Raw genomic sequence first — 21,052 nt, forward strand, 5'->3', positions numbered from 1 at the left:
GGATGGTACTCCACGTCTGCAATCTTATCGGGACGATCGCCTCTATCCACATGCGAAAAGTGGCTTAGACATTTTCATTCCTGCTCGCTCTCAGCGGCTTTCAAACTACCGTGCGATCGCATGCAAGTTGCCAGTATTCCCGAAAACTGTTTCGTCCCCACGACATTAAAACTACCGTGCTGTCGGACTGAATTGGAGACCCGGAGGGCGGCGCACAGGACGTGCGCCGTTTTTCGATGAGACAAGGATGTCTCATCGAAAAATCCCGGCTTCGCCTCAGATGGCAGTTTAGAAGTGGACTTGAAGTGTTTTCTTTGGTGACTTTCTTTTCAAAAAGAAAGTCACTCGCGCACCAGCGCGAAAAAGACGCCATGCTTTACCCGTGAACTAATAATCACCAATATCGGCAGTGCCACGAAACTTCCAGCGAAGATTCAAGAAAGGCCGGTAACAATCAAACAGTGCTCACACCCTTTCCAACCACCCATACTTGTCCGCAGTCTTGCCATCGAACAACCCGAAGAACAATTCCTGCAAATGGCGCGTCATGGGCCCGGGTTTACCCGCACCCACCTGACGACCATCGACCGAACGGATCGGGGTGATCTCCGCAGCCGTGCCGCACATGAAGAGTTCGTCGCACAGATAGAGATATTCGCGCGGCAGATCGCGTTCGAAGACTTCGATACCTGCGTCGCGTGCGAGGGTGATGATGGTGTTTCGGGTCAGGCCGTTGAGCAGCGCGGCGCTGACCGGAGTGGTGTGCAGCGCGCCGTCGAACACGAGAAAGAGATTCTCGCCGGCGCCTTCACTGAGCAGGCCGGTCGAAGCCAGCGCGATGCCTTCACCGAAGCCGAGGCGGCGCGCTTCGCGTGCGACCAGTTGCCCGGAGAGATAGTTGCCGCCGGCTTTCGCGCCGGCCGGCAGCGTGTTGGGCGCGAAACGCTGCCAGCTGGAGACGCAGGCGTCGATACCTTCTTCCAGCACGGTCGCGCCGAGGTATTGGCCCATCTTCCAGGTGGCCACCGCCATGTCGGTGGGCGTATCGGCGGAGAGGCCGAACCCGCCGAGGCCGCGATATGCGACCGGGCGCAGATAATCGGTGGTGAAGCCGTTGGCCTTGATCACCTCGCGACAGGCCGCGTTGATGTCGTCCAGACCATACGGCATCGACATGTCGTAGATCTTCGCGGAGGCGTACAGGCGCTTGTTGTGATCGGTCAGACGGAAAATCGCCGGGCCGTCAGGCGTGTCGTAACAGCGGATGCCCTCGAACACCGACGATCCGTAATGGACGACGTGGGACATGACGTGGGTGGTCGCCTCGGCCCAGGGCTTGATGCTGCCGTTGTGCCAGATCCATTCGGGGTAACGCTGGGTCATGTCGATGTCCGTCTGCTGGGTGTCGGTGCGACCGGTATTTTAGGCGATGCGCAACAGGGCCGACAGTCCGCGCCTGAAAAGACGGGGCCTTGCGGCCCCGTCCCGGTCTTGCGGAAAACCAGTCGTCATCAGCGGAAGGCGGCGATGGTCGCCTTGGTGGTGTTCAACACGCGCTGGTTGTGCGCCCGCGTGGTGTTGCCCATCGCCTGCCCGCCATAGGTCTTGGCCGGGTTGGACCAGTAGTTGATGCGCGGGCAGCCGCCGGTGGTGCAGGCATAGGCCATGATCGTGCGCCAGGCATTGGTCGGCGAACGATAGCCGTGGCCGTAGGCGTACGGGGTCAGGGTCGGATCGGTGGCGATGTCGTGACGCGCCGACTGCAGGTGGCCGATTTCGTGCGCGAACGAGTAGTACCCCGTGGCGCAGCCGTAGTGCGCGACCGCGAACGCGGTGGCGGCGGTGGAGCCGATGCCCGACGCCAGGCCGCAGGACGAGGCGTTGTTGATCAACAGCATCATGACATCGGCCGTGACCGTGTTGCGGGTGGCGTGGTACGAATCCATGAAGCCGTCGGTGGTGCCGCGGAAGCGCGTCAGATCGGTGCTGAAGCTGCCGGATTCCACATACGTCGTGGTGTAGCGACCGGCCAGTTGCAGGGTGATCTCGACGCCGCTGTTCGCATAGCCCTGGTTGCTCTCGGCGACGGCGAGATTCACCAGGCCGACGATGTCGCCGCTGGCGGTAGCGGCCGATTGGGTTGCCACCACCATCACCCGGATCGTACTGATCGCCTGCGGGCCGACGTCGCCCGCTGCCCTGGCGGCGCGCTGCACGTTGCCCATGTCGATCTGCGGCAGGAAGTTGTAGGCCGCCGGGTGATCCGCAGGCATCTTCATTTCGTCGATGCGTGCGATCACGTGTCCACCGGAGCGCAACGGACGCAGCGCATACAACTCGCCGTTCTTGCGGATGGTGCCGGTGAGCTTGTCGCCGTTGCGGACGATCATCACCGAGTTGTTGGGATCGTCGGCGATCTCACCCGTGGCCTTGCCGCGCAGCGTATCGAGCAGGCCGAAGTTTTTGCCGATGTTGCCGTACCACACCAGCGTGCCGTCCGGATTGCGCTTGGTATAGCGCATGTGCACGGCGCTGGCGTCGCCGAACCCGAGTTGCAGCGTGTCGCTCTTGGCGCTGATCTGGCTGGCATCGGCCTGCACCATCTGCAGCGACTCCGTGGCGCGGCTTTCGGCCAATGCGCGATAGCTGGCGTCCGCGCCGATGCCGGCCGGTGCAGCTTTCATGGCGGAAAACAGGGGCTGTTTGGCGGCCTGACTGGCGGACGCGGCGAAACCCAGCGCCGCGATCGTGCCGATGGCGATGAACATGATCGAACGTTTCATGCGATGACCTCTCCTTGATCCTTCCATTGCGGCGTCCGAGCCGGTGGATATGCAATGTCGGGACGTGATGATGGTTGGTCTGGAGTGACCCGGACACCTTGCCCAACGCCATGGATCGCACGGTGCAGTGCCGCGTGCAAGCCGCAACGCAGCAATCCGCCTGCGTATGTCTCAGGACGGTTGCCGATACTGTCTCAGTACCCGATGGCATTCGGCTTGAGCGCCGAATCCCGATGTCCGTCTCCCTGCGTCCGCGAGAGGAGGGCTTCGGTCGCCGCCCTTCATCCCAGTACGCGGTGTGCCTGGCCCGGCATGGGTTCTACAGCGTGATCCACCAGCAATCGAGGTGCCGGCGCAGACCCAAGACCGTGCGCGAAGGCGTGCTGCCCTTGCCGAGCGTCTGCTCCAGACGAAGGCCGACCGGTGGCCTGCGGATCACGCGCGGTGGTTGCGGAGCGGCGTCGTCGGTGCCGGCAGGCGGAGCGGTGGTGAATGTCGGGGCCGGTGAAACGAACGGGGCGACAGGAGCGGCCTCGGGATCCGTCACCGGCGCTTCCGTGACCATGCCCCGCAGCGGCACGATGTCCACCAGCGGACGATCCACGATCGCCTGCAGCTGGTCGAGGATGCGGTCGCCGCTTGCGGAGTTCTGCCCGACCCAGTGGTAGACCGCGCCGAGCCGGTTCACATCGCGGTTGTCGATGGCTGCGGTGATCTCGTAGACCAGATCCTGCAGATTGCGCGCACAGCCGCCGCGACGCAGCCCGTACGCGCCGGCGATGGCGGCACGCGGCAGGCGTTCGCTGGCGCCGATGGTCTCGCAGGGGCGGTCGGTGTAGATCGTATTGCCGCCGGGGCCATTGCAGCGATTCAGCGGCTGCTGCGCGCGTGCGCTACCCGGCCACAGTGCGCATGCCGCGAGCAGCGGGAGGAGGATGAGAAGCGCGCGGCCGGAGGTGGACATTGCCCGAGGCTAGCATTCGGGAAGTGAATGCCGGGCGGTCGACTTTGCATTCAACCCGGTGCGAGCCAGACGAAGGGTGCCCATGGCAGGTTACGCGCGATTCCGTAGGTGGGCAGCAGGACCAGCCAGAAACGTGGTTCGGCCAGAACGAGCATCAATGGGCGGAACACGCGTGGTTTCCAACCCCAATACCACCCCAGCATGACTGGCGTCAGCGCCAGCAGGGCCATCATCAGCGGATTCATCGAGAAAGCGCGCGCGACATCGCCGTGCGCCAGCGCATGCATGCCTCGAGTCAAGCCGCATCCGATGCACCAGTAGCCGGTAAGGCTATGGAACATGCATTTCGGGAACAGATTGCTCGGTGCGCTGGGATCGAACGTCCGCAATAGCCAGAACGCCATGGCTCCCGCTGCCGCGAGTGCCATGGCTTGCAGGGTCATCACCGTGAAAGAGGGTCTGGAAGAGACCATTTCAACGGTTGCGCTGTGCCTGTTCGATGCCCTGCCTGATCGATTCTTCGAGGCCGCCGACACCGCTGGTTGCGATGCTGAAGGCAAGCCAGAACAAGCCGATGATCGCGCAGGCAGTGGTGATCCAGCAAAGAATCTTCGCGGTATTCGAAGCGGACTGCGCCCCGGCGATGTCGCCTGCATTCAACTTCGAATTGACCTGGGAGGAGAAGACGATGGCGGCGATACCGGTGAAGAGCCCGGGGATGCCGCAACACAGGCAGAGGCTGAAGACCGTCGCGATGATCGCCCAGGCCAGATGATTGGGGATGGAGCCGGGTGCGGCGGTCGTGTTCATGCGGAATCTCCGGAAATCGGGCGGATAGGTGGGGCGAGAGAAGCTAGCGGACCACCCGTCTCGGGGCGACCGTGGCGTACTGTCTTCCACATTGTGCCGATTCCGTCGCCGGGCGCAATCGGTTGCGGGCCTGGAATGAGGTGGCGGTCGCAGCTCAGGCCGCGTCGCCGCGCAGCGCGCGGACCTTGGCTTCGAGCGTCGCCACCGCGACCCCGCGTCCGTCGATGGGCGGCCCGGCCACCACTTCCACATGCGCACGGAACCGGCGCGGCAGGCGCATCTGGCGCATGCGCCCGTCGCGCTTGCTCCACATGCTGGTCCACATGTTCTTCAGCGCCATCGGCACCACCGGCACCGGGCGTCGTTCCAGCGCACGCAGCACGCCCGCCTTGAACGGGGCGATCGCGCCATCGCGGGTCAGCGCGCCCTCCGGGAAGATGCAGACCAGCTGACCGTCGGCCAGCGCCGCGTCGATCTCCTCGAACGCGCGCCGCATCACCTCTGGATCCTCCTTTGCGCCGGCGATGGGAATCGCCTTGCTGGTGCGGAAGATCCAGCGCATCACCGGCACATTGAAGATCTTGTAGTACATGACGAAGCGCACCGGCCGCGGGATGCTGGCCGACAGGATCAGCGCGTCCATGTAGCTGACGTGGTTGCACACGATCAGCGCCGGGCCTTCGTCGGGAACGTGCTGCTCGATGCCGTGCAGCTGCAGCCGGTAGAGCGCGCGCACGAACATCCAGCTGAGAAAGCGCATCAGGAATTCGGGCACGATCGTGAAGATCCAGATCGCCACCAGCGTGTTGGCGATGGCCAGGCAGAGGAACAGCTGCGGAATGCCGAGGCCGGGCATCCTGATCGTGGTCGAGCCGATCGTGAACTGTTCCATCTGCAGCGCGATGCCCAGCACCGCAGCCAGCACGATGAAGAACGCGTTCTGGATGTTCACGCCGGAGATCACCCGGGACAGTTCCTGCTTGGGCGTGCGGCTCTGGATCAGCGCGAACAGCGGCACGAGGAAGAAGCCGGCGAACATGCCCACGCCGAACAGGTCCAGCGACACCCGCCAGCTGCCGGCCTGATGCAGGAAGCCCGCGATGTCCAGCCCGGCGACGCCGGCGACGCCACTGCGCGCGAAGTAGAGGTCGAACAGGAAAAAGCTCATGCCGAACGCGCCCAGCGGCACCAGCCCGATCTCGACCGTGCGCGCCGACAGCTTTTCGCACAACAACGAACCGATCCCGGTACCGATCGAAAACACCCCCAGCGCGAACAGATACAGGGTTTCGTCGCCGCCCAGGTATTTTTCGGCGTAGTTCGGCAACTGCGCGGTGAGCGCGGTACCGATGAACCAGAACCAGGACACGCCGAGCATCGCGTTGCGCACCGCGAGTTGCTTGCGCGCCAGGGCCATCACCCGCAGCGACTCCGGGATCGGATTGACGTGGACCTTGAGCTCCGGCGCGCCGGCATCGACCTTGGGCACGAGACGGCTGACCGCATTGCCTGCGATCGCCAGCAGAACGATCGCGACCGCAGCGGTTTCCGGGCCATGGCTGCCGGCGAGTTTGAAGATCATCCCGCCCACGATCATGCCCATCAGGATCGACACCGAGGTGCCCATCTCGACCAGGCCGTTGCCGCCGGTCAGCTCTTCGGGCTTCAGCACCGACGGCAGGATCGAATACTTGACCGGACCGAACAGCGCGGACTGCACGCCGGTGCCGAACAGCGCCACCAGCAGCAGCGGCATGTTCTGCAGCAGGAAGCCCACCGCCGCCACCGACATGATCGCGATTTCCATCGTGGTGGTGATGCGGATCAGCCGCGATTTTTCGAGCTTCTCCGCTATCTGGCCGGCGGTGGCCGAAAACAGGAAGAACGGCAGGATGAACAGCGCCGGCGCGAGATTGGTGTACAGCGTCTTCTGTTGTTCGTCGATGCCCAGCCAGAACAACAGACCGATGATGGCCTGACGGTAGACATTGTCGTTGAACGCGCCCAGCGATTGGACGACGAAAAAAGGCAGGAAGCGGCGCTGCCGCAACAGTTCGAACTGGTTGTAGGCCATGCGCGCTCCGCGAGGCCGGTCCCTGCCGGCGAGGTTCCGGCGGAGACTACCAGTTTGTTGAAAAACGCACAGGGTTTGTTGAAAAGCGCACAGGTGTGCGTTCGAATCGCCGGTCCGGTACATGCCCGGACCGGCTTCCGGCAAATCGATCGCGGACGCCCTTGCTGCGCAGTGGCGGCATCTCCACCCCTCTCCAGGCTGTTTTCAATCGCCTGCCGGCTGGTGTCAGTACGCCGTGGTCGCCGCACGGCCGCGACGCGCTAGCGGCGCGGTTCCGGCCAATGCGACCAGCAGCGCCGACAGCATGCCTTCGCTGCGTTTCCACGACCAGAACAAGGGCGCCTGCAACTGCACGCGATGCCAGCGCCGATGCTGTCGCTGCACGGCCGGCAATGCGTTCGTATGCGCGCACCATCGTGTCAACGCGCGCTCGGATGGACCTGCCGGCTGCGGTTGCGCAGGGCAGGACGGCAGGAAGTCGACCAGATACACCGCATCGACGGTGCGGACCAGCGCATCGGGCAAACCCAGCGGCGAAATGCCCTGCGCCAACAGGCTGTCGCGGAGGCGCATGGCGTGCCGGCGCGGATCGAGCAGGCAATGACTTTCGACCCCGGGATCGCACTCCGCGCATTCGAGGAATGCCCGGCGCAGCCCGTTGTCGTACGCGCTCCAGCCTGCGTGCGTATACACCGATTTGCGAACGGGCATCGATTGTCGTGCGCGCAGGATCCGGCGCGGCAGTTCCGATAGGCGGTCCGCGCCCACCGCCCGTCCATCGCTCATGCCTTGTAGTGCGATCTCGAAATCATCCGCGTCCGCGCGCAGGCCGGTGACGATCAGGTCGCCGACGGCGTCGGTTCCGCACGGGTCTCCGCCCCGCGCCGCCAGCCCGGCGCGCAGGAGGTCGGTGTAATCGGCATGGCGCTGCGGATGCTCTACCACCGACAGCACGTCGATCAGATGCGCGGGTGAGCGCCCCAGGACCGCGCGTTCGCGATTTTCGCTGCGCAGCACGGCGAAGTCGGGTTCCGGCCACAGCGGCGGCAATGCCGGCGCCAGCAATGCAGTGGACGTACGCGGATCGATGCCGGTCCGCAGCACCACGATCACGCAGATGCGCGCGTCCGTGGCGATGGCGTGCGCCGGTAACGTATCGATGACCACGCGCGCCGCGATGGCGGACTTGTCCAGTCCGTACGCAGTCAAGGCATGGCGTACGCCACGAACGACGTGCGGTGCGTCGCACAACACCAGCAGTTTCGGCCGGCGTACGGAATCGATGGCGACGAAGCCGGCGTCGCGTCGAGACAGCGCTTCGATTCCGATGCCGAGCAGACTGCGATGGGCACGCGACAGCCGCGGACGCAGCCCCACGGGTCGCGGGGGAGTCTCGCGCAAAGGCGGCATGCGCAGGTGCTGCGTCGGTTCCAGCATCGGCAGCTTCACTGCGCCATCGCGAATCGCGCGTTGCAGCGGGAATTCGGCGATCGGCGCCGAACCGGCGCAGGGCGCCGTCGATGCCTGCGAAAGCGCCAGGTCGATCCATAGCAACGAAGCGTGCCGCGAGGATTCGGGATCGTCGTGCGCATGCGTCGCCCCACCGAGCATCCTGGCGCCGACGCCCGCGACCAGCGTGATCGGCGGAGAGCTTGGCGTGGTTTCGCTGGCGACGTCGACGAAGCACATCGCGTCCTCGTGCTTCGCAGATCGCGTCTGTCGAGCCAGCCAATCGCCGAACGAATCGCGCAACGATGGCGGCAGGAACAATGCCGCATGCCGGATCGGACTGCTCCGTACGGCATCGCGCTGTCCCCGGGCATCGGCCGCGCCGAACAGCGCATCCTGCAGGCGCACCCGTACCGGATCGGTGGCGGCGGACAGCAGGAAATGGCTGCTGAAACGGGGGTCGTCGTGCCCGGATGCGCGCGCCGCGATATGGTTCGCCCATTGCCATATCAGCAGCGCCTGGGCCACCCATCGCAGCCCACTGCCGGGCGCCATCCGCAGGACATAGCCTGCGTATCGCGTCGGGCAGGCGCTTGCGGCTGGCGCATCGAGCCGGGCACGAGCGGGATCGCAGGCGAGCCGGTAGAGCCATTCGGGATCGTCGGTCTGCAGGAGCTCGTGCGCGAGCACCGTGTGCAGGATCGCCTGCTTCTGCCCCGCATGGAAGTTGTCGACGCGCGTGTTGCAGTATTCGACCGCGCACCACCAGCGCAACAGCGCAGCGCTGGTGGGCGTGAGCCGCGATGCGAGGATGGCATCCGGAAGCGCTGCAGGCCCTCGCTCCAGCTCGGCCAGCAGCTTGCGTGCGCAGTAATCCAGCGCGGCGTGCAACGGCGGCGTGTGCGTGCTCATGTCCATCCGCCTGCTCCCCATGCGTGTGGTGCGTTCCGCCCGGCCGCGACGGGTGCGGTCGAGTCGCCATCGTGATTCCGGCAGGCCCCGCCTTGATCGCCCCTGTGCCGACTGCCCTTGTTCTGTTTCTTCCGTTGGCCGGACATGGCCGCTTTCCCTGTCGTTGTCGAGGTGCACGCTAACAAAAAGTTTGATACTGTACAAATCACAACTTTCCAACGCCGGCGTGCACCGGCCTAACGTCAGGTGATGAACAATGAACAAGTCGCGTTCAGCGAACGGCTGCGCGAAGCCCTGCGACGGGCGGGGCTCGTTGAGAGTCCCGTCGAACTCGTCCGCCTGCTCGCGCGCTTCGGCGGGGAGCCCGTCTCCCAGCAAGCCGTTTCCGGTTGGTTGAAGGGTCGCGCCATGCCAAGGCAGGCCAACCTGCGAGCGCTGGCGAAGATGCTGTCGGTCGAACCACAGCAGCTCCAGTACGGCGACGACAAGCGGGTGCGCGAGCATCGCGGCGAATGGCGGCTCGATCCGCGCGACCAGCTGGCGATCGAGGCTTTCCTGCAGTTGCCGCCCGCCCAGCGCAAGCTGTTGCGGCATGTGATCGATGAATTCGTGAAGTCCGGCGGGCCGGGGAAAAAGGGCTAGCGGGTGGGGGGCTGTTGGAGCGGATGTTGCATCACAACATAAACTGAGCGTGATCGACAATCACGTCTTTCACATCGCGGCCGGTGCCGACCTAACGTCGGCGCATGAAGACCGAACAAGATGCTTTCAGCGAGCGCCTCCGCGCCGCATTGCGCCAAGCCGGCACGAGCGAGAGTCCGGCCGAACTCGTCAAACTGCTCGCCCGTTTCGGTGGCGAGCCGGTATCGCAGCAGGCCATTCCCGGCTGGCTCAATGGCCGTGCCATGCCCCGTCAGGCCAATCTTCGCGCCTTGGCGAAGATGCTGTCGATCGAGCCGCAACAATTGCAGTACGGCGACGACAAGCGGGTGCGGGAGAGTCGCGGCGAGTGGCGGATGAATCCCCACGACCAGCTCGCGATCGAAACCTTCCTCAAGCTGTCTGCATCGCAACGCAAGCTGGTGCGCAGCCTGATCGAGGAGTTGTCGAAATATCAGGCACCCGCAAAGCCGGCGAAACGCGGACGTTGATTCCGGGCGCGGCTCAGGCCTCGCGCGCTATCGCGCGCCAACCGATGTCGTGGCGATGGAATTCGCCGGGCCAGGAAATGTTTTCCATCGCCGCATAGGCCCCGCGCTGCGCATCCGCCACCGTGGCGCCCAGCGCGCAGACGCAGAGCACGCGACCGCCGCTGGTGACGACGTTGCGATCATCGTCGAGCCGCGTGCCGGCGTGGAAGACCTTGGTGCCCGCAGCCTGCGGCACGGATAGTCCCCGGATGACATCGCCGGTCTTCGGCGTATCGGGATAGTGCGCCGCTGCCATGACGACGCCCAACGACGGCTGCGGGTTCCAGCGCGCTTCGACCGCGTGCAGCCGCTCGTCGATGGCCGCTTCGACCAGATCCAGCAGATCCGAGTCCAATCTCAGCATCACCGGCTGCGTTTCCGGATCGCCGAAGCGCACGTTGAATTCGATCACTTTCGGCATGCCGGCCGCGTCGATCATCAGCCCTGCATAGAGAAAACCGGTGAACGGCACGCCATCGGCGGCCATGCCGCGCACGGTCGGTTCGACGACTTCGCGCATGACGCGTGCATGCACCTCGGGCGTCACCACCGGCGCGGGCGAATACGCGCCCATGCCACCGGTGTTCGGCCCGGTGTCGCCGTCGCCCACGCGCTTGTGGTCCTGCGATGTGGCCATCGGCAGCGCGGTGACGCCGTCCACCATCGAGATGAAACTCGCCTCCTCGCCGTCGAGGAATTCCTCGATGACCACCCGCGAACCGGCACTGCCGAACGCGTTGCCCGAAAGCATGTCGCGCACTGCGTCTTCGGCTTCCGGAAGCGTCATCGCCACGATCACGCCCTTGCCGGCGGCCAGGCCATCGGCCTTGACCACGATCGGCGCGCCTTTGCTGCGGACGTATTCGAGTGCCGCATCGACTTCGGTATGCACGGCGTAGTACGCAGTCGGGATGCCGTGGCGATCGAGGAAATCCTTCGCGAATGCCTTGCTGCCTTCGAGCTGCGCGGCGGCGGCGGTGGGGCCGAAGATGCGCAGGCCTTCGCTGCGGAAACGATCGACGACACCCGCGACCAGCGGTCCTTCGGGGCCGACCACGGTGACGGCGACACCTTCCGCGCGCACCAGCGCGACAAGGCCGTCGATATCGGTGGCCTTCACATCGACATTGCGGCACTTCGCCTCCGTCGCCGTGCCGGCGTTGCCCGGCGCGACCAGCACTTCGCCGACGCGCCCGGATTGCGCGAGTTTCCAGGCGAGGGCGTGTTCACGGCCGCCGGCGCCGATGACCAGGAGTTTCATGGGCAGATCGCTCGTGAGGAGGGCAGTGCGTTGAGGGTCGGATCAGAAACCTTCGTCGCAGCCGTCGCGACGCAGCGCTTCGGCAGGGGCGCGATAGACGCCGTTGGCGAACGGGATCGGAATGCTGCGCGCGACTTTCTTGCCGCCGCGTTCGCCGGTCACCTTCACGACGAGATCGTAGAAACCGTGGTGGTAGCGGTGCTTGTCGGTGCGCAGCGTGCAATCGAGCGAGATCGATTGCTTGCGGCATGTGCGGTCTTCGGCTGGATCGCACGCGCCGGTGTTGCTCAGGTGCGTCGACACGGTGAGCATTTTCACGAAGCGATCGCTTTCCGCATGGTGCAGCGAGACGTTTTCGGTCGCCCAGCCCATGTTGGCGTATCCCGAGGTCAGCACGAACGCGGCGCGGCCGGGACCGATCTCGAAGAAGCGCACCTCCCCGGGCGTGCCCCAGCCGCCGGATTCGATGCCGCGCTCGCTTGCGCCGATGCGCGCCTGCGTCTGCGCGCCGCGCGGATCGAGCATCAGGAAGAGATCGACTTCACCGGATTGGGCATGACCGCCGTCCGCGAACGAGGTGCACACCGCCACGCGCCGGGGACCGGTGCTGCCCGCGCCGCTGTCGGCGCAGACTTTGCGCGATGTCGGCGCGATCTCTTCGCTGTCGTTGGCGATGGCAGCCGCCGGCCAATCGCCCTGCAGCGTCGCTTTTTCGCGATAGACCTCGCGCAGCAGGCGCAGGACCTCTGCGTCCGACACATGGCCGGGCGCCTGCGTCGTCAGTGCGAACGCGGGCGTTGCGAGAAGGATCGTGCCGTAGGCGAGCGAGAACACAACGGAGCGCGGATGCATGCCATGGTTCCTGTGGGTTGTGGTGAGTGTCATGGTGCGACGGATCCGGGCAATTGCGCGACCTGCAGAGAGACCAGTTTGGTCCCGTCGGCCACGCGTTGCCTGCCGACTTCCACGAATCCGAAGCGGAGGTGGAATGCGTTCGAGGCGGGATTGGGCGGATCGAGGTTGTATTCGCAGGCGACGATACCGATGCCCTCCGCCCGCGACCGCGAGAACAGGTCCTCGTAGAGAAGACGTCCGATGCCCTGTCCCGCGAAGGCGCCGTCGACCACGATCCGGTCGATATACACGAAATGCGGATAACGGCCGGCGAACCAGCCGAAGTTGTCGTTGGCGTATTCGGCGCCATCGCGCATCGAGAGCAGGAATCCGACGAGCCGGCCATCGGCCAGCGCGACACGGTGCTGGAACGCGAGCGTGTGCAACCGCTGCAGCCGATCGAGATCCATCGCGCTGGTTTCGCGCACGGCTGCAGCGTTGAGTTCGACGATGCGATCGAAGTCGGGTTCCTTCGCGTCTCGAATGAGGATCCGGGTCATGCGTGTTCGTCGATCAGTGCCGGAAATGCCGCACGCCCGTGAACACCATCGCGATGCCGTGTTCGTCGGCGGCGGCGATCACTTCAGCGTCGCGCATCGAGCCGCCGGGCTGGATCACGGCTTCGATGCCGGCGTCTGCGGCGGCGTCGATACCGTCGCGGAACGGAAAGAACGCATCGCTGGCCATCACCGAGCCGGGGACCACGAGGCCGGCATCGCCCGCTTTGATGCCGGCGATCCGCGCCGAGTACACCCGGCTCATCTGGCCGGCGCCGACGCCAATGGTGTGCCGGTCCTTCGCATACACGATCGCATTGGACTTCACGTATTTCGCCACGCGCCAGGCGAACAGCAGGTCGCCGAGCTGTTCGGCGGTGGGCGCAAGCCGGGTCACTGTTTTCAGTTCGTCGACGGAGACCTCGCGGATGTCGGCGGTCTGCATCAGCAGGCCGGAGCCGACGCGCTTCACGTCGATGTTGTTGCGGCCGTCGCCGTGCGGGATGCGCAGCATGCGCACGTTGGCTTTCTTCTTCGCATAGGCCAGCGCGTCGTCGTCGTAGTCGGGTGCGATCAGCACTTCGACGAACTGGCGGTCGAGGATGGTTTTCGCGGTCGCGCCGTCGAGTTTGACGTTGAACGCGATGATGCCGCCGAACGCGGAAGTCGGGTCGGTGGCGTACGCCAGCTCGTAGGCCTGCGCGCAGTCCGTGCTTTCGGCGACGCCGCAAGGATTGGCGTGCTTGACGATGACGCAGGCCGGCGCTTCGAACTGGCGTACGCATTCCCACGCGGCGTCGGCGTCGCCCAGATTGTTGTAGCTCAGCGCCTTGCCCTGCAGTTGGGTGAATGTGGCGAGCGTGCCCGGCACCGGCCAGAGATCGCGGTAGAACGCGCCCTGCTGGTGCGGGTTTTCGCCGTAGCGCAGATCCATCACTTTGACGAAGTTGCTGTTGTTCTGCGCCGGGAACAGCGCAAGGCTGCCATCGTTCTGGATCGACGACAGATAGTTGCTGATGAACGCGTCGTACTGCGCCACGCGGTTGAACGCGGCGACCGACAGCGCGAAACGGGTCTTCGCCGAAAGCGAACCCAGATTGGCGTTGAGCTCTTCGAGGATGCCGGCGTATTGCGCCGGGTCGGTGGCGACCGCGACGCGCGCGAAGTTTTTCGCGGCGGATCTCAGCATCGCCGGGCCGCCGATGTCGATGTTCTCGATGATCTCGTCCATGGTGCTGTCCGGGTTCGCGGCGACCGCTTCGAACGGGTACAGGTTCAGCACCAGCAGGTCGATCGCGCCGATGCCGTGTTCGGCCATCACCACGTCGTCGATGCCGGCGCGGCCGAGCAGCCCGCCGTGGACCAGCGGATGCAGCGTCTTCACGCGGCCGTCCATCATTTCCGGGAAGCCGGTGAACTCGCTGACATCCCGCACCGGCAGGCCTGCTTCGCGAATGGCCTTGGCGGTGCCGCCGGTGGACAGCAGTTCGACGTTGCGGGCGGCGAGGGCGCGGGCGAGGTCGAGCAGGCCGGTCTTGTCGGACACGGACAACAGCGCGCGACGGATCGTGACCGGGGCGCCGGGCAGGTGGTGAGAGGTCATGAGCGGAGGCAAGGCGGGAAAGCGCGATTATAAGCGGTCCGCGCCACCGGGTCGGGACTCAGCCGAGCCCGTAGTCCTTCAGTTTCTTGCGCAGGGTGGCGCGATGAATCCCGAGCATCGCCGCAGCGCGACTCTGGTTGCCGTCGCAATGCTCCAGCACTTCGGCGAACAGCGGAATCTCGAATTCGCGCAGCGCGATCTCGTACAGATTGGATGTGTCGGAACCGTTCAGGTCGCCGATGTAGCGGCGTACGGAATTCGCGACATGATCGCGCAGCGGTGTGCGCGCAACAGAGCGGATGGCGGGTTCGTGGCGTTCGGCGTTCAAGCACGGTCTCTCAGGTGGCGCGTCTTCGCATCGGCCCCATCCCTGGCCGCGTCCCGCCGCAGGGACGACGAGGGGGAATGAGTCTAGCGTGCGTTGTCGCCGGCTGCCACGACGAATCGTGGAAAATCGCGGGTTCGAGGGTGTGTTTCCCGATGAATGGCAACGAGACCTGTGTCGTGGCGATGTTCCGCGCATGTCATGGCCGGACATGCGCCGCTTTCGCGTTTCCGCCGGCCGTGCGACACGTGCCTGTTCAGCGGAAACTGAAATCGTAAGCAACGATGCGCGCGGCCGGTTCGAGGATGTCCATCGCGACGGTCGCGCTTTCGCCACTTGCGAGTTCCGGCTGGCTGGGTGGACCGCCGAGATACTCTTCGGCGCGGAAACTGCGTTCGCCGGCGGGCCGGCCGTTGACATCGGACAAGGTCAACCGCAGTGACGGCCAAGGTTGCGACCATCGCGCATCGTTGCGGAACGTCGCCGATACGCGCAGTGCGCCGGGAATATCCGGATGCTGGCGCACATCGCGCTGCAGCAGCGTGAAAGCGGCGGGTTCGCGCCACGGCGGCAGCTCGCAGCGCAGCGCCTTGCACACCGCATTCAAGACCGGGCGCCACTGCGGATCGGCGGCCAAACGCGCGCGATCTGCGAGCAACCATTGCAGCCCAAGCAGCAGTGCGAGCATCGCCGCGATTGCGGGCAGCCAGCGTTCGCGCGGGCTTGCCGGCGTGCCGCCGGCGCCGCGCACGAAACTCGGCGCGTTGCGCGACCTGCGATTCCCCGGTGCGACCGCAGCAGCGGCGACAGGCACCGCTGCGCCAGCCGCCGGTTCGGCGACAGCCGGTGCGACGACTTCGGCGCCGCGTTCTTCTTCTCTGTCGAGGGCATCATCGAACGCGTCTTCGCTGGGGGGCGTTTCCGCTTCGATCCCGTTCGCGATATCGTCGGGAGCATCGGGATCCGCCGCTTCGCGAAACGCGTCGCGCACGGTTGCTTTTTCTTCGGCCGCGTCGTCGGCGCGCGATTCCAACAGGTCACCAAGATCGATCGGCAACGGTGCCGTGTCGTCGTCTTCGACGGTGGCATCGCGGCGCAACAGGCTCATGCACTGCGGGCAATGCGTGGGCGGCAGGTCGGTGACCGGATCGGTTGCGACCAGCGTGCGGCAATAGGGGCAGTTGATGAACATGGCGTTATTCGATCACGGAGCGCGTGCGCCGTCGTCGATGCGGCTGCCATCGATGCGGCGGCCATCGATACGCACCCAGTCGCCTTCGCGGGTGACGTTCAGAGCGTCGAACCACGCACCGTAGCGTGTCAACAATGCGTCCTCCTGTCCGACCAGGATGCCCGACAGCGCGATGCGGCCACCCGGGGCCACGCGCGCGGCGAGCGTGCCGGCCAGTGCATCGAGCGCCGATGCCAGGATGTTGGCGACGACGATCGGATGGACGGCGGGCGGTTCGTCGCCAGGCAGATGCACCGAGATCCGCGCGCCGACACCATTGCGTTCGGCGTTGTCGTGGGTGGCGAGAATCGCTTGCGGATCGTTGTCGACGCCGATGGCGCGGCTGGCGCCGAGCTTCAATGCGGCCAGCGCAAGAATGCCGCTGCCGCAGCCGAAATCGAGCACGGTGCGACCCTGCAGTTCGCCGCGCGCGGCGAGGTCGTCCAGCCATTGCAGGCACAAAGAAGTGGTCGGGTGCGTGCCCGAGCCGAAGGCCAGGCCGGGATCGAGCCGGATCACCGCAGCGTCTGCGCCGTCGGCGCCCTCCGGCAGTTCGTGGTTCCACGGCACGATCCAGGTGCGTGCGCCGAAATGCAGCGGCACGTACTGGTCCATCCATGCCCGCTCCCAGTCCTGGTCCTCGACTTTGCGGAAACCGGCTTGCGACCAGTCCAGTCCGGGGTCGAACGCGTCCAGCGCGGCGAGCAGCAGCAGCGGGTCGGCATCGGCATCGAACAGCGCCGACAGCGCCACTTCGCCCCAGATCGGCATCTCGCCGACGCCGGGTTCCAGGATCGCGCGCTCATTCGGCGTCTCGGCATCCGCGTCGAGCAGGGTCACCGCGAGCGCCCCGACATCCTCCAGCGCGTGCTCGTAGCGTGGCTGTTCGGATTCGCGGCAACGAAGGGAGAGTTCGAGATAGGGCATGGCGGCAGGGGGCAGTCGACGAACGGCGGACAGGGACAGCTTACCGGACACCGGAAGCGGGCATCGGTCCGGACCCGACAGAGACGGCGGTGCTACGATTCCATCGATCCAAAGTCCGGAGCCGTCCATGCGCATTGTTCGCACGTGCTTGTTGACTGTGTTCGCACTGACCTGCGGCATGCAGGTCGATGCCGCCCGCCGCATGGACGCGTCCTCCGCCAAGTCGGCCGCTGAAGCACCGCAGCTCATTATCGGCCGATTGGAGCTGGAGTGGGGCGACCCCGACGCGCAGGCCAAGGCCAGCGATGGGCCCGGTGGTCAGTTCCGCGCGACCCTGGTCGACGATGCCGGCGTGCGTCGTGCGCTCGACACCGCGCAGGCGCTGCAAGCCGCCGAGGATCTGTATGCGCTCTACGGCCGTCGCATCGCGGTCTCGACCGTGCCGGTTGCGGCGAAGTCGAGCGGTGTGCGAGGTTCTCAGCCTCGTGCATCACGGGTCGGCGCCCGGCGCATCGATGCCATCGTGCCGATCGACGATCTTGCGCCGGCAGCCATGTCCGGTCGCGCCCGTTCCGTCGCGCAGAGCGCCGAGGCGGTCGCCGGTGTCACCAGTTGGGTGACGCTGATGTGCAAGTTCAACGATATCGTCACCGAGCAGAAGACACTGGCTTTTTTCCAGTCGCAGTACGGTGGCGCCATCGGCCAGTTGGATCACTATTGGCAGGAAGTGTCCTACGGCAAGATCAATCTTGCCGGCAGCGATGCCTACGGTTGGGCCACGCTGCCGCTGCCGCGCGGCGATTACGTCACCACCGATGCCAACGGCAAGACCACCGCGGACCTCAGCAAGCTGTTCCAGGACTGCACCGCTGCGCACGACGCCGCTGTCGACTTCGCGATCAACGGCGGTGTGCAGGGCGTCAACATGATGTTCAACGGCGACCTCGACGGCTACGCCTGGGGCGGCAGCCGCTGTGCGACGCTCGATGGCATCAACAAATGCTGGAGTACCACGTGGAATCCGCCGTGGTCGTTCGGCAACCTCGCGCCGCTGTCGCACGAAATGGGTCATGCCTACGGCCTGCCGCACGCCAACAACTCCGACAACGATTCCGACCCCTACGACAATACGTGGGATGTGATGAGCGACAGTTGGAACAACGGCGTGCCCAACGCGACCTACGGCACGCTGCCGAAACATATCAACATCTACTCGCGCAATCGCCTGGGCTGGGTTGTCGATGCGCGCAAACTCACCGTGACCGCCGGTGCGCCGGCGCGTTCGATCACGATCGATCGCGCCAGCCTGGCCGGTTCGGCGAATCGACAGATGCTGATCCTCAACTATCCCGATCAGGCCAACCGTTACTACACCCTCGAAGTGCGCAAGCGCGGCGGCAATTACGAGAATCGCCTGGCCGGCGATGCGGTGATCGTCCATGAAGTGCAGACCTCCCGGAAAGAGCCGTCCTGGAGCATGGATGCCGATACGCCGCCGGCCAACCGCGCCAACAACGAAGGCAGCATGTTCAAGGTCGGTGAAACGTGGGTGTCGTCCGACTACGCGTTTCGCGTCACGGTGGACTCGCAGACTGCCGAGGGGTTCGTCGTCACCGTGCGTCCCGGCCCGCGCAAGAGCCTGCCCGGGCAACACGTGTCGGCGCCGGGCACCGCAAAGCCTGCTTCAGCCGCGACGCCAGCCGCCGATCACCGCGGGACACGCGGGATCGTGGGGCCCGCAGGCCGCCGCTGAGCTGTCCAGAAAACGGTTCCAGCGCTGTTTTCGCGTGGCTGCATGCCGGACGGATCCGGCGATGCGCAGCTCGCAGCGTGCCATCGGGGAGGGGTCGGCTACCAGCGTCGGCGGCTCGCCCCCATGACTTTCTGAATGCCGAAGAGGCGTATCCGGGCATGCCATCGAGCCCGATCCGGTTCCGGGGCGGGTCTTCGCCCGCGATCCCGTCGCACATGGGCATCGATTGATGCGCCCGATGATGATGATACCGTCGAACTGCCCGGGGGGATTCCTGGACGGGCGTCGAATCGTTAGCCCCGCTGCACAGACGCGTGCAGCGTTGCTAATGCCATTGTTGCGGAATATATCAAGGAGAAACCCATGTTGAAGTATTCGTCTTATCAGCGTTTTCTGTCCGTCGCCGTCCTGCTCTGCGCGTTGATCGCGAGCCCGTTCGCGAGTGCTGCGTGCGGTTGCCCAGCCGATATCCATGGTTCGCCCACATTGGGCGGGAATGGGCTGGGCGAATCGTTCCCGCCGACCCCCGATGTGGCGCCCGACCCGGCGTGGCAGGTGTACGAGTTCTCGCGTGACGGTATCCGGTACGTCCAGGTGAACGACATTCTGGGACGCGTGAGAGCGGCGGTCGGCAGGATCGATGGCACGTTCTGGGTGCTGCCGATCGGCATCGACGTCGATCGCGTGTCGATCTCGGGAGATGTCCCGGCGCCGACGAACAGCCGACTGATCTATCGGTCGGGCGAAGTCGAAGTCGTGTTCTACCGCAGCGGCAACCAGGATCGCTGGATCATCCGGCAAGCCGGTTCCGGTCAGTGAAGCGTCGACTCCGCATCCACGGGCTCGGATAACAACATGCTGATGCGATTGAGATGGCGGCGCCTCACGGCGCCGCCATGCGCTTTGACCCGGCCTTCCAGTTCCATGGCGGCCAGCAGACCGGCCTGACTGTGCTGTAGATCCAGATCGACCGTCGGCTTCGCGATCACGAACAAGGCGATCCCGCGCTTGCCGTGGTATCGCCAAACCCTTGTTTTCACGGTGTATTGCTCCGGGTCGCATTCTGACAACAGCGCGAATGCGTTGCACACGCAGCGATAGGCGGCCAGTTGCAGGTCCACGGTCAGGCGTTTGGGCTGGCCGCGCAGCTGATAGCGCACGGCGGTTTCGTTCGCCCAGAAATCGGTGAAGGCTTCGGCGTTGAGCACGGCGTACAGCCCCTGCGCTTCGATCCGCATCGGATACAGCGCCAGTGCCTGCTGGTCGAACAACCGGGCATGGGCCACGCCGGAGCTGTTCAGATCCATCGCGGCCTCGAAATGTCGATGCTGCTTCAGCCACGACACCAGGTCGTCGCGGTAGTCGTCGAGGCGCAGCTGCATTTGCGCCATGTAGATCACCTGGTCGCGCAGCTTGCTCTCGCTCGACAGGAAACTGTTCTGCGCGAGCAGCAGCGCCTCTTTTTCGGCAACACCCGCGGTGCGGGCCTTGTCGAAGAGATCCGAAATCACCGTGCCGAGCATCAACAATCCCGTCGCCGCGATCGCCAGTGCCTGCTGGGTGACGAAGATTTCGGCGTCGTGGGTGCCGGGCGCGTTCATGTAAGGGATTTTCATGGCCGTGACGATATTCACGGCCAGGATGCCGACAGCCGCACCTCGCCAGCCGTGCCGGAACGTCAGCCCGACGACCGGCAGGATCATCAGCATCAGCAGGCCCTGGTGGAACGCGGCTTCCAGCATCGGGATGGCGGCGACGCAGTAGAGGGCGAAGATCGCCGCGCCGGCGATGAGGGCGTCGCGTACCGCATGCCTGGGCATGATCTGCCCGCTGTTCCTGCCCATGAAGAGCAGGACAGGCAGGATCACCATCAGGATCCCGAGATAGTCGCCGACGGAGAGCTTGTAGAAATTCGCGAAGGTCACCGAAGACCGTGGGCCGTACAAAAAGTAGCCCAGCGCCATGTTCAGGAGGGACGACCACAGGGCGATCGACAGCCCGACCAGCGGAAGCCAGCGTGCCTTGTCGCGATGGGTCTTGAGTTTGTTGCGCAGCACCAGGGCCAGCGACGCCACCAGGGGCATCAGCAGGAACGGGCTGAGATAGACCCAGAATGCGCTGTACTGGTCCGCTTTCGGCACCCGGATGACCAGCAGCGCCGCCGCATCGCCCGCGAACAGGTAGGGCCAGTACCGGTAGGGAACGAACAGCAGCGAAGCCGCGCGGAGGCCGGCAGGCAGGTACCACTGATCGAACGAGAGGCACCACGCCCCCAGGAACGAAGCGCAATAAGCCGCGCTGAGCACGAGGCCTTTGGCTGTATCGCTCCACTTGGCATCTTCCATTGCTTTCCCCCTAAGTCCTTTGGTGCCCGGACGA

18 protein-coding genes and 1 pseudogene are annotated in these 21,052 nt (G+C 65.2%); 4 read left to right on the forward strand and 15 right to left on the reverse strand.

Features of this window, described 5'->3' with window-relative positions:
- Positions 1-465: 465 nt before the first annotated feature.
- From HOP03_09800 to HOP03_09830, 7 genes are all read right to left on the reverse strand, one after another.
- Complete coding sequence (locus tag HOP03_09800) at positions 466-1,383, reverse strand: branched-chain amino acid transaminase (GenBank protein ID NOT88465.1); 918 nt, start codon at positions 1,381-1,383, stop codon at positions 466-468.
- Positions 1,384-1,511: 128 nt separating this feature from the next.
- Positions 1,512-2,783, reverse strand: a complete 1,272-nt coding sequence (locus tag HOP03_09805) for a hypothetical protein (GenBank protein ID NOT88466.1) — start codon at positions 2,781-2,783, stop codon at positions 1,512-1,514.
- Between the two features lie 319 nt (positions 2,784-3,102).
- Positions 3,103-3,720 (reverse strand): hypothetical protein, encoded by a 618-nt coding sequence (locus HOP03_09810; protein NOT88467.1) that lies wholly within the window; start codon positions 3,718-3,720, stop codon positions 3,103-3,105.
- 77 nt (positions 3,721-3,797) lie between these two features.
- On the reverse strand, positions 3,798-4,220 hold the full coding sequence (locus HOP03_09815; GenBank protein NOT88468.1) for a DUF2752 domain-containing protein: 423 nt from the start codon (positions 4,218-4,220) through the stop codon (positions 3,798-3,800).
- A 1-nt stretch (position 4,221) separates the two neighbouring features.
- The gene (locus HOP03_09820) at positions 4,222-4,557 is read right to left on the reverse strand and encodes a CD225/dispanin family protein (GenBank protein ID NOT88469.1); all 336 of its coding nucleotides are present in this window, start codon (positions 4,555-4,557) and stop codon (positions 4,222-4,224) included.
- Positions 4,558-4,711: 154 nt separating this feature from the next.
- Positions 4,712-6,631: an MFS transporter gene (locus tag HOP03_09825; protein NOT88470.1), complete on the reverse strand. Its 1,920-nt coding sequence runs from the start codon at positions 6,629-6,631 to the stop codon at positions 4,712-4,714.
- 225 nt (positions 6,632-6,856) lie between these two features.
- Positions 6,857-8,992, reverse strand: a complete 2,136-nt coding sequence (locus HOP03_09830) for a hypothetical protein (protein ID NOT88471.1) — start codon at positions 8,990-8,992, stop codon at positions 6,857-6,859.
- Positions 8,993-9,238: 246 nt separating this feature from the next.
- On the opposite strand from HOP03_09830, the gene HOP03_09835 reads away from it, so the two are divergent.
- A complete protein-coding gene (locus tag HOP03_09835) occupies positions 9,239-9,634 on the forward strand; it encodes a helix-turn-helix domain-containing protein (protein NOT88472.1) in 396 nt (131 codons plus the stop codon).
- A 104-nt stretch (positions 9,635-9,738) separates the two neighbouring features.
- A complete protein-coding gene (locus tag HOP03_09840) occupies positions 9,739-10,143 on the forward strand; it encodes a transcriptional regulator (GenBank protein ID NOT88473.1) in 405 nt (134 codons plus the stop codon).
- 13 nt (positions 10,144-10,156) lie between these two features.
- On the opposite strand, the gene purD is transcribed toward HOP03_09840, so the two are convergent.
- The 7 genes from purD to prmA are packed head-to-tail and all read right to left on the reverse strand — an operon-like array spanning position 10,157 to position 16,920.
- Positions 10,157-11,443, reverse strand: a complete 1,287-nt coding sequence (gene purD, locus HOP03_09845) for a phosphoribosylamine--glycine ligase (protein NOT88474.1) — start codon at positions 11,441-11,443, stop codon at positions 10,157-10,159.
- A 42-nt stretch (positions 11,444-11,485) separates the two neighbouring features.
- Entirely contained in the window at positions 11,486-12,295 is an 810-nt protein-coding gene (locus tag HOP03_09850; protein NOT88475.1) for a hypothetical protein, read from the reverse strand.
- Between the two features lie 29 nt (positions 12,296-12,324).
- Entirely contained in the window at positions 12,325-12,837 is a 513-nt protein-coding gene (locus tag HOP03_09855; GenBank protein ID NOT88476.1) for a GNAT family N-acetyltransferase, read from the reverse strand.
- Positions 12,838-12,850: 13 nt separating this feature from the next.
- Positions 12,851-14,437 (reverse strand): bifunctional phosphoribosylaminoimidazolecarboxamide formyltransferase/IMP cyclohydrolase, encoded by a 1,587-nt coding sequence (gene purH, locus HOP03_09860; protein NOT88477.1) that lies wholly within the window; start codon positions 14,435-14,437, stop codon positions 12,851-12,853.
- 58 nt (positions 14,438-14,495) lie between these two features.
- Positions 14,496-14,960, reverse strand: coding sequence for a DNA-binding transcriptional regulator Fis (gene fis / locus HOP03_09865; protein NOT88478.1), 465 nt, complete (start codon positions 14,958-14,960; stop codon positions 14,496-14,498).
- 58 nt (positions 14,961-15,018) lie between these two features.
- On the reverse strand, positions 15,019-15,954 hold the full coding sequence (locus tag HOP03_09870) for a DUF3426 domain-containing protein (GenBank protein NOT88479.1): 936 nt from the start codon (positions 15,952-15,954) through the stop codon (positions 15,019-15,021).
- Between the two features lie 12 nt (positions 15,955-15,966).
- Complete coding sequence (prmA, locus tag HOP03_09875; protein NOT88480.1) at positions 15,967-16,920, reverse strand: 50S ribosomal protein L11 methyltransferase; 954 nt, start codon at positions 16,918-16,920, stop codon at positions 15,967-15,969.
- Positions 16,921-17,047: 127 nt separating this feature from the next.
- On the opposite strand from prmA, the gene HOP03_09880 reads away from it, so the two are divergent.
- A complete protein-coding gene (locus tag HOP03_09880) occupies positions 17,048-18,673 on the forward strand; it encodes a hypothetical protein (protein ID NOT88481.1) in 1,626 nt (541 codons plus the stop codon).
- A 363-nt stretch (positions 18,674-19,036) separates the two neighbouring features.
- Positions 19,037-19,429 (forward strand): annotated as a pseudogene (locus HOP03_09885) (hypothetical protein).
- Positions 19,430-19,485: 56 nt separating this feature from the next.
- Here HOP03_09885 and HOP03_09890 read toward each other — a convergent pair.
- Positions 19,486-21,018 carry a histidine kinase gene (locus tag HOP03_09890; GenBank protein NOT88482.1) on the reverse strand — a complete coding sequence of 511 codons (1,533 nt, stop codon included), beginning with the start codon at positions 21,016-21,018 and terminating at the stop codon, positions 19,486-19,488.
- Between the last annotated feature and the right edge of the window lie 34 nt (positions 21,019-21,052).

The organism is Lysobacter sp., assembly GCA_013141175.1.
Classification (GTDB): Bacteria; Pseudomonadota; Gammaproteobacteria; order Xanthomonadales; family Xanthomonadaceae; genus Lysobacter_I.

Coding starts and splice junctions, on each gene's coding strand:
- HOP03_09870 (NOT88479.1), bottom strand. CDS start 15,954: ATGTTCATCAACTGCCCCTATTGCCGCACGCTGGTCGCAACCGATCCG.
- HOP03_09825 (NOT88470.1), bottom strand. CDS start 6,631: ATGGCCTACAACCAGTTCGAACTGTTGCGGCAGCGCCGCTTCCTGCCT.
- purH (NOT88477.1), bottom strand. CDS start 14,437: ATGACCTCTCACCACCTGCCCGGCGCCCCGGTCACGATCCGTCGCGCG.
- HOP03_09815 (NOT88468.1), bottom strand. CDS start 4,220: ATGGTCTCTTCCAGACCCTCTTTCACGGTGATGACCCTGCAAGCCATG.
- HOP03_09855 (NOT88476.1), bottom strand. CDS start 12,837: ATGACCCGGATCCTCATTCGAGACGCGAAGGAACCCGACTTCGATCGC.
- purD (NOT88474.1), bottom strand. CDS start 11,443: ATGAAACTCCTGGTCATCGGCGCCGGCGGCCGTGAACACGCCCTCGCC.
- HOP03_09820 (NOT88469.1), bottom strand. CDS start 4,557: ATGAACACGACCGCCGCACCCGGCTCCATCCCCAATCATCTGGCCTGG.
- HOP03_09890 (NOT88482.1), bottom strand. CDS start 21,018: ATGGAAGATGCCAAGTGGAGCGATACAGCCAAAGGCCTCGTGCTCAGC.
- HOP03_09830 (NOT88471.1), bottom strand. CDS start 8,992: ATGAGCACGCACACGCCGCCGTTGCACGCCGCGCTGGATTACTGCGCA.
- HOP03_09840 (NOT88473.1), top strand. CDS start 9,739: ATGAAGACCGAACAAGATGCTTTCAGCGAGCGCCTCCGCGCCGCATTG.
- fis (NOT88478.1), bottom strand. CDS start 14,960: ATGCGCGGAACATCGCCACGACACAGGTCTCGTTGCCATTCATCGGGA.
- HOP03_09805 (NOT88466.1), bottom strand. CDS start 2,783: ATGAAACGTTCGATCATGTTCATCGCCATCGGCACGATCGCGGCGCTG.
- HOP03_09880 (NOT88481.1), top strand. CDS start 17,048: ATGCGCATTGTTCGCACGTGCTTGTTGACTGTGTTCGCACTGACCTGC.
- HOP03_09800 (NOT88465.1), bottom strand. CDS start 1,383: ATGACCCAGCGTTACCCCGAATGGATCTGGCACAACGGCAGCATCAAG.
- HOP03_09850 (NOT88475.1), bottom strand. CDS start 12,295: ATGCATCCGCGCTCCGTTGTGTTCTCGCTCGCCTACGGCACGATCCTT.
- prmA (NOT88480.1), bottom strand. CDS start 16,920: ATGCCCTATCTCGAACTCTCCCTTCGTTGCCGCGAATCCGAACAGCCA.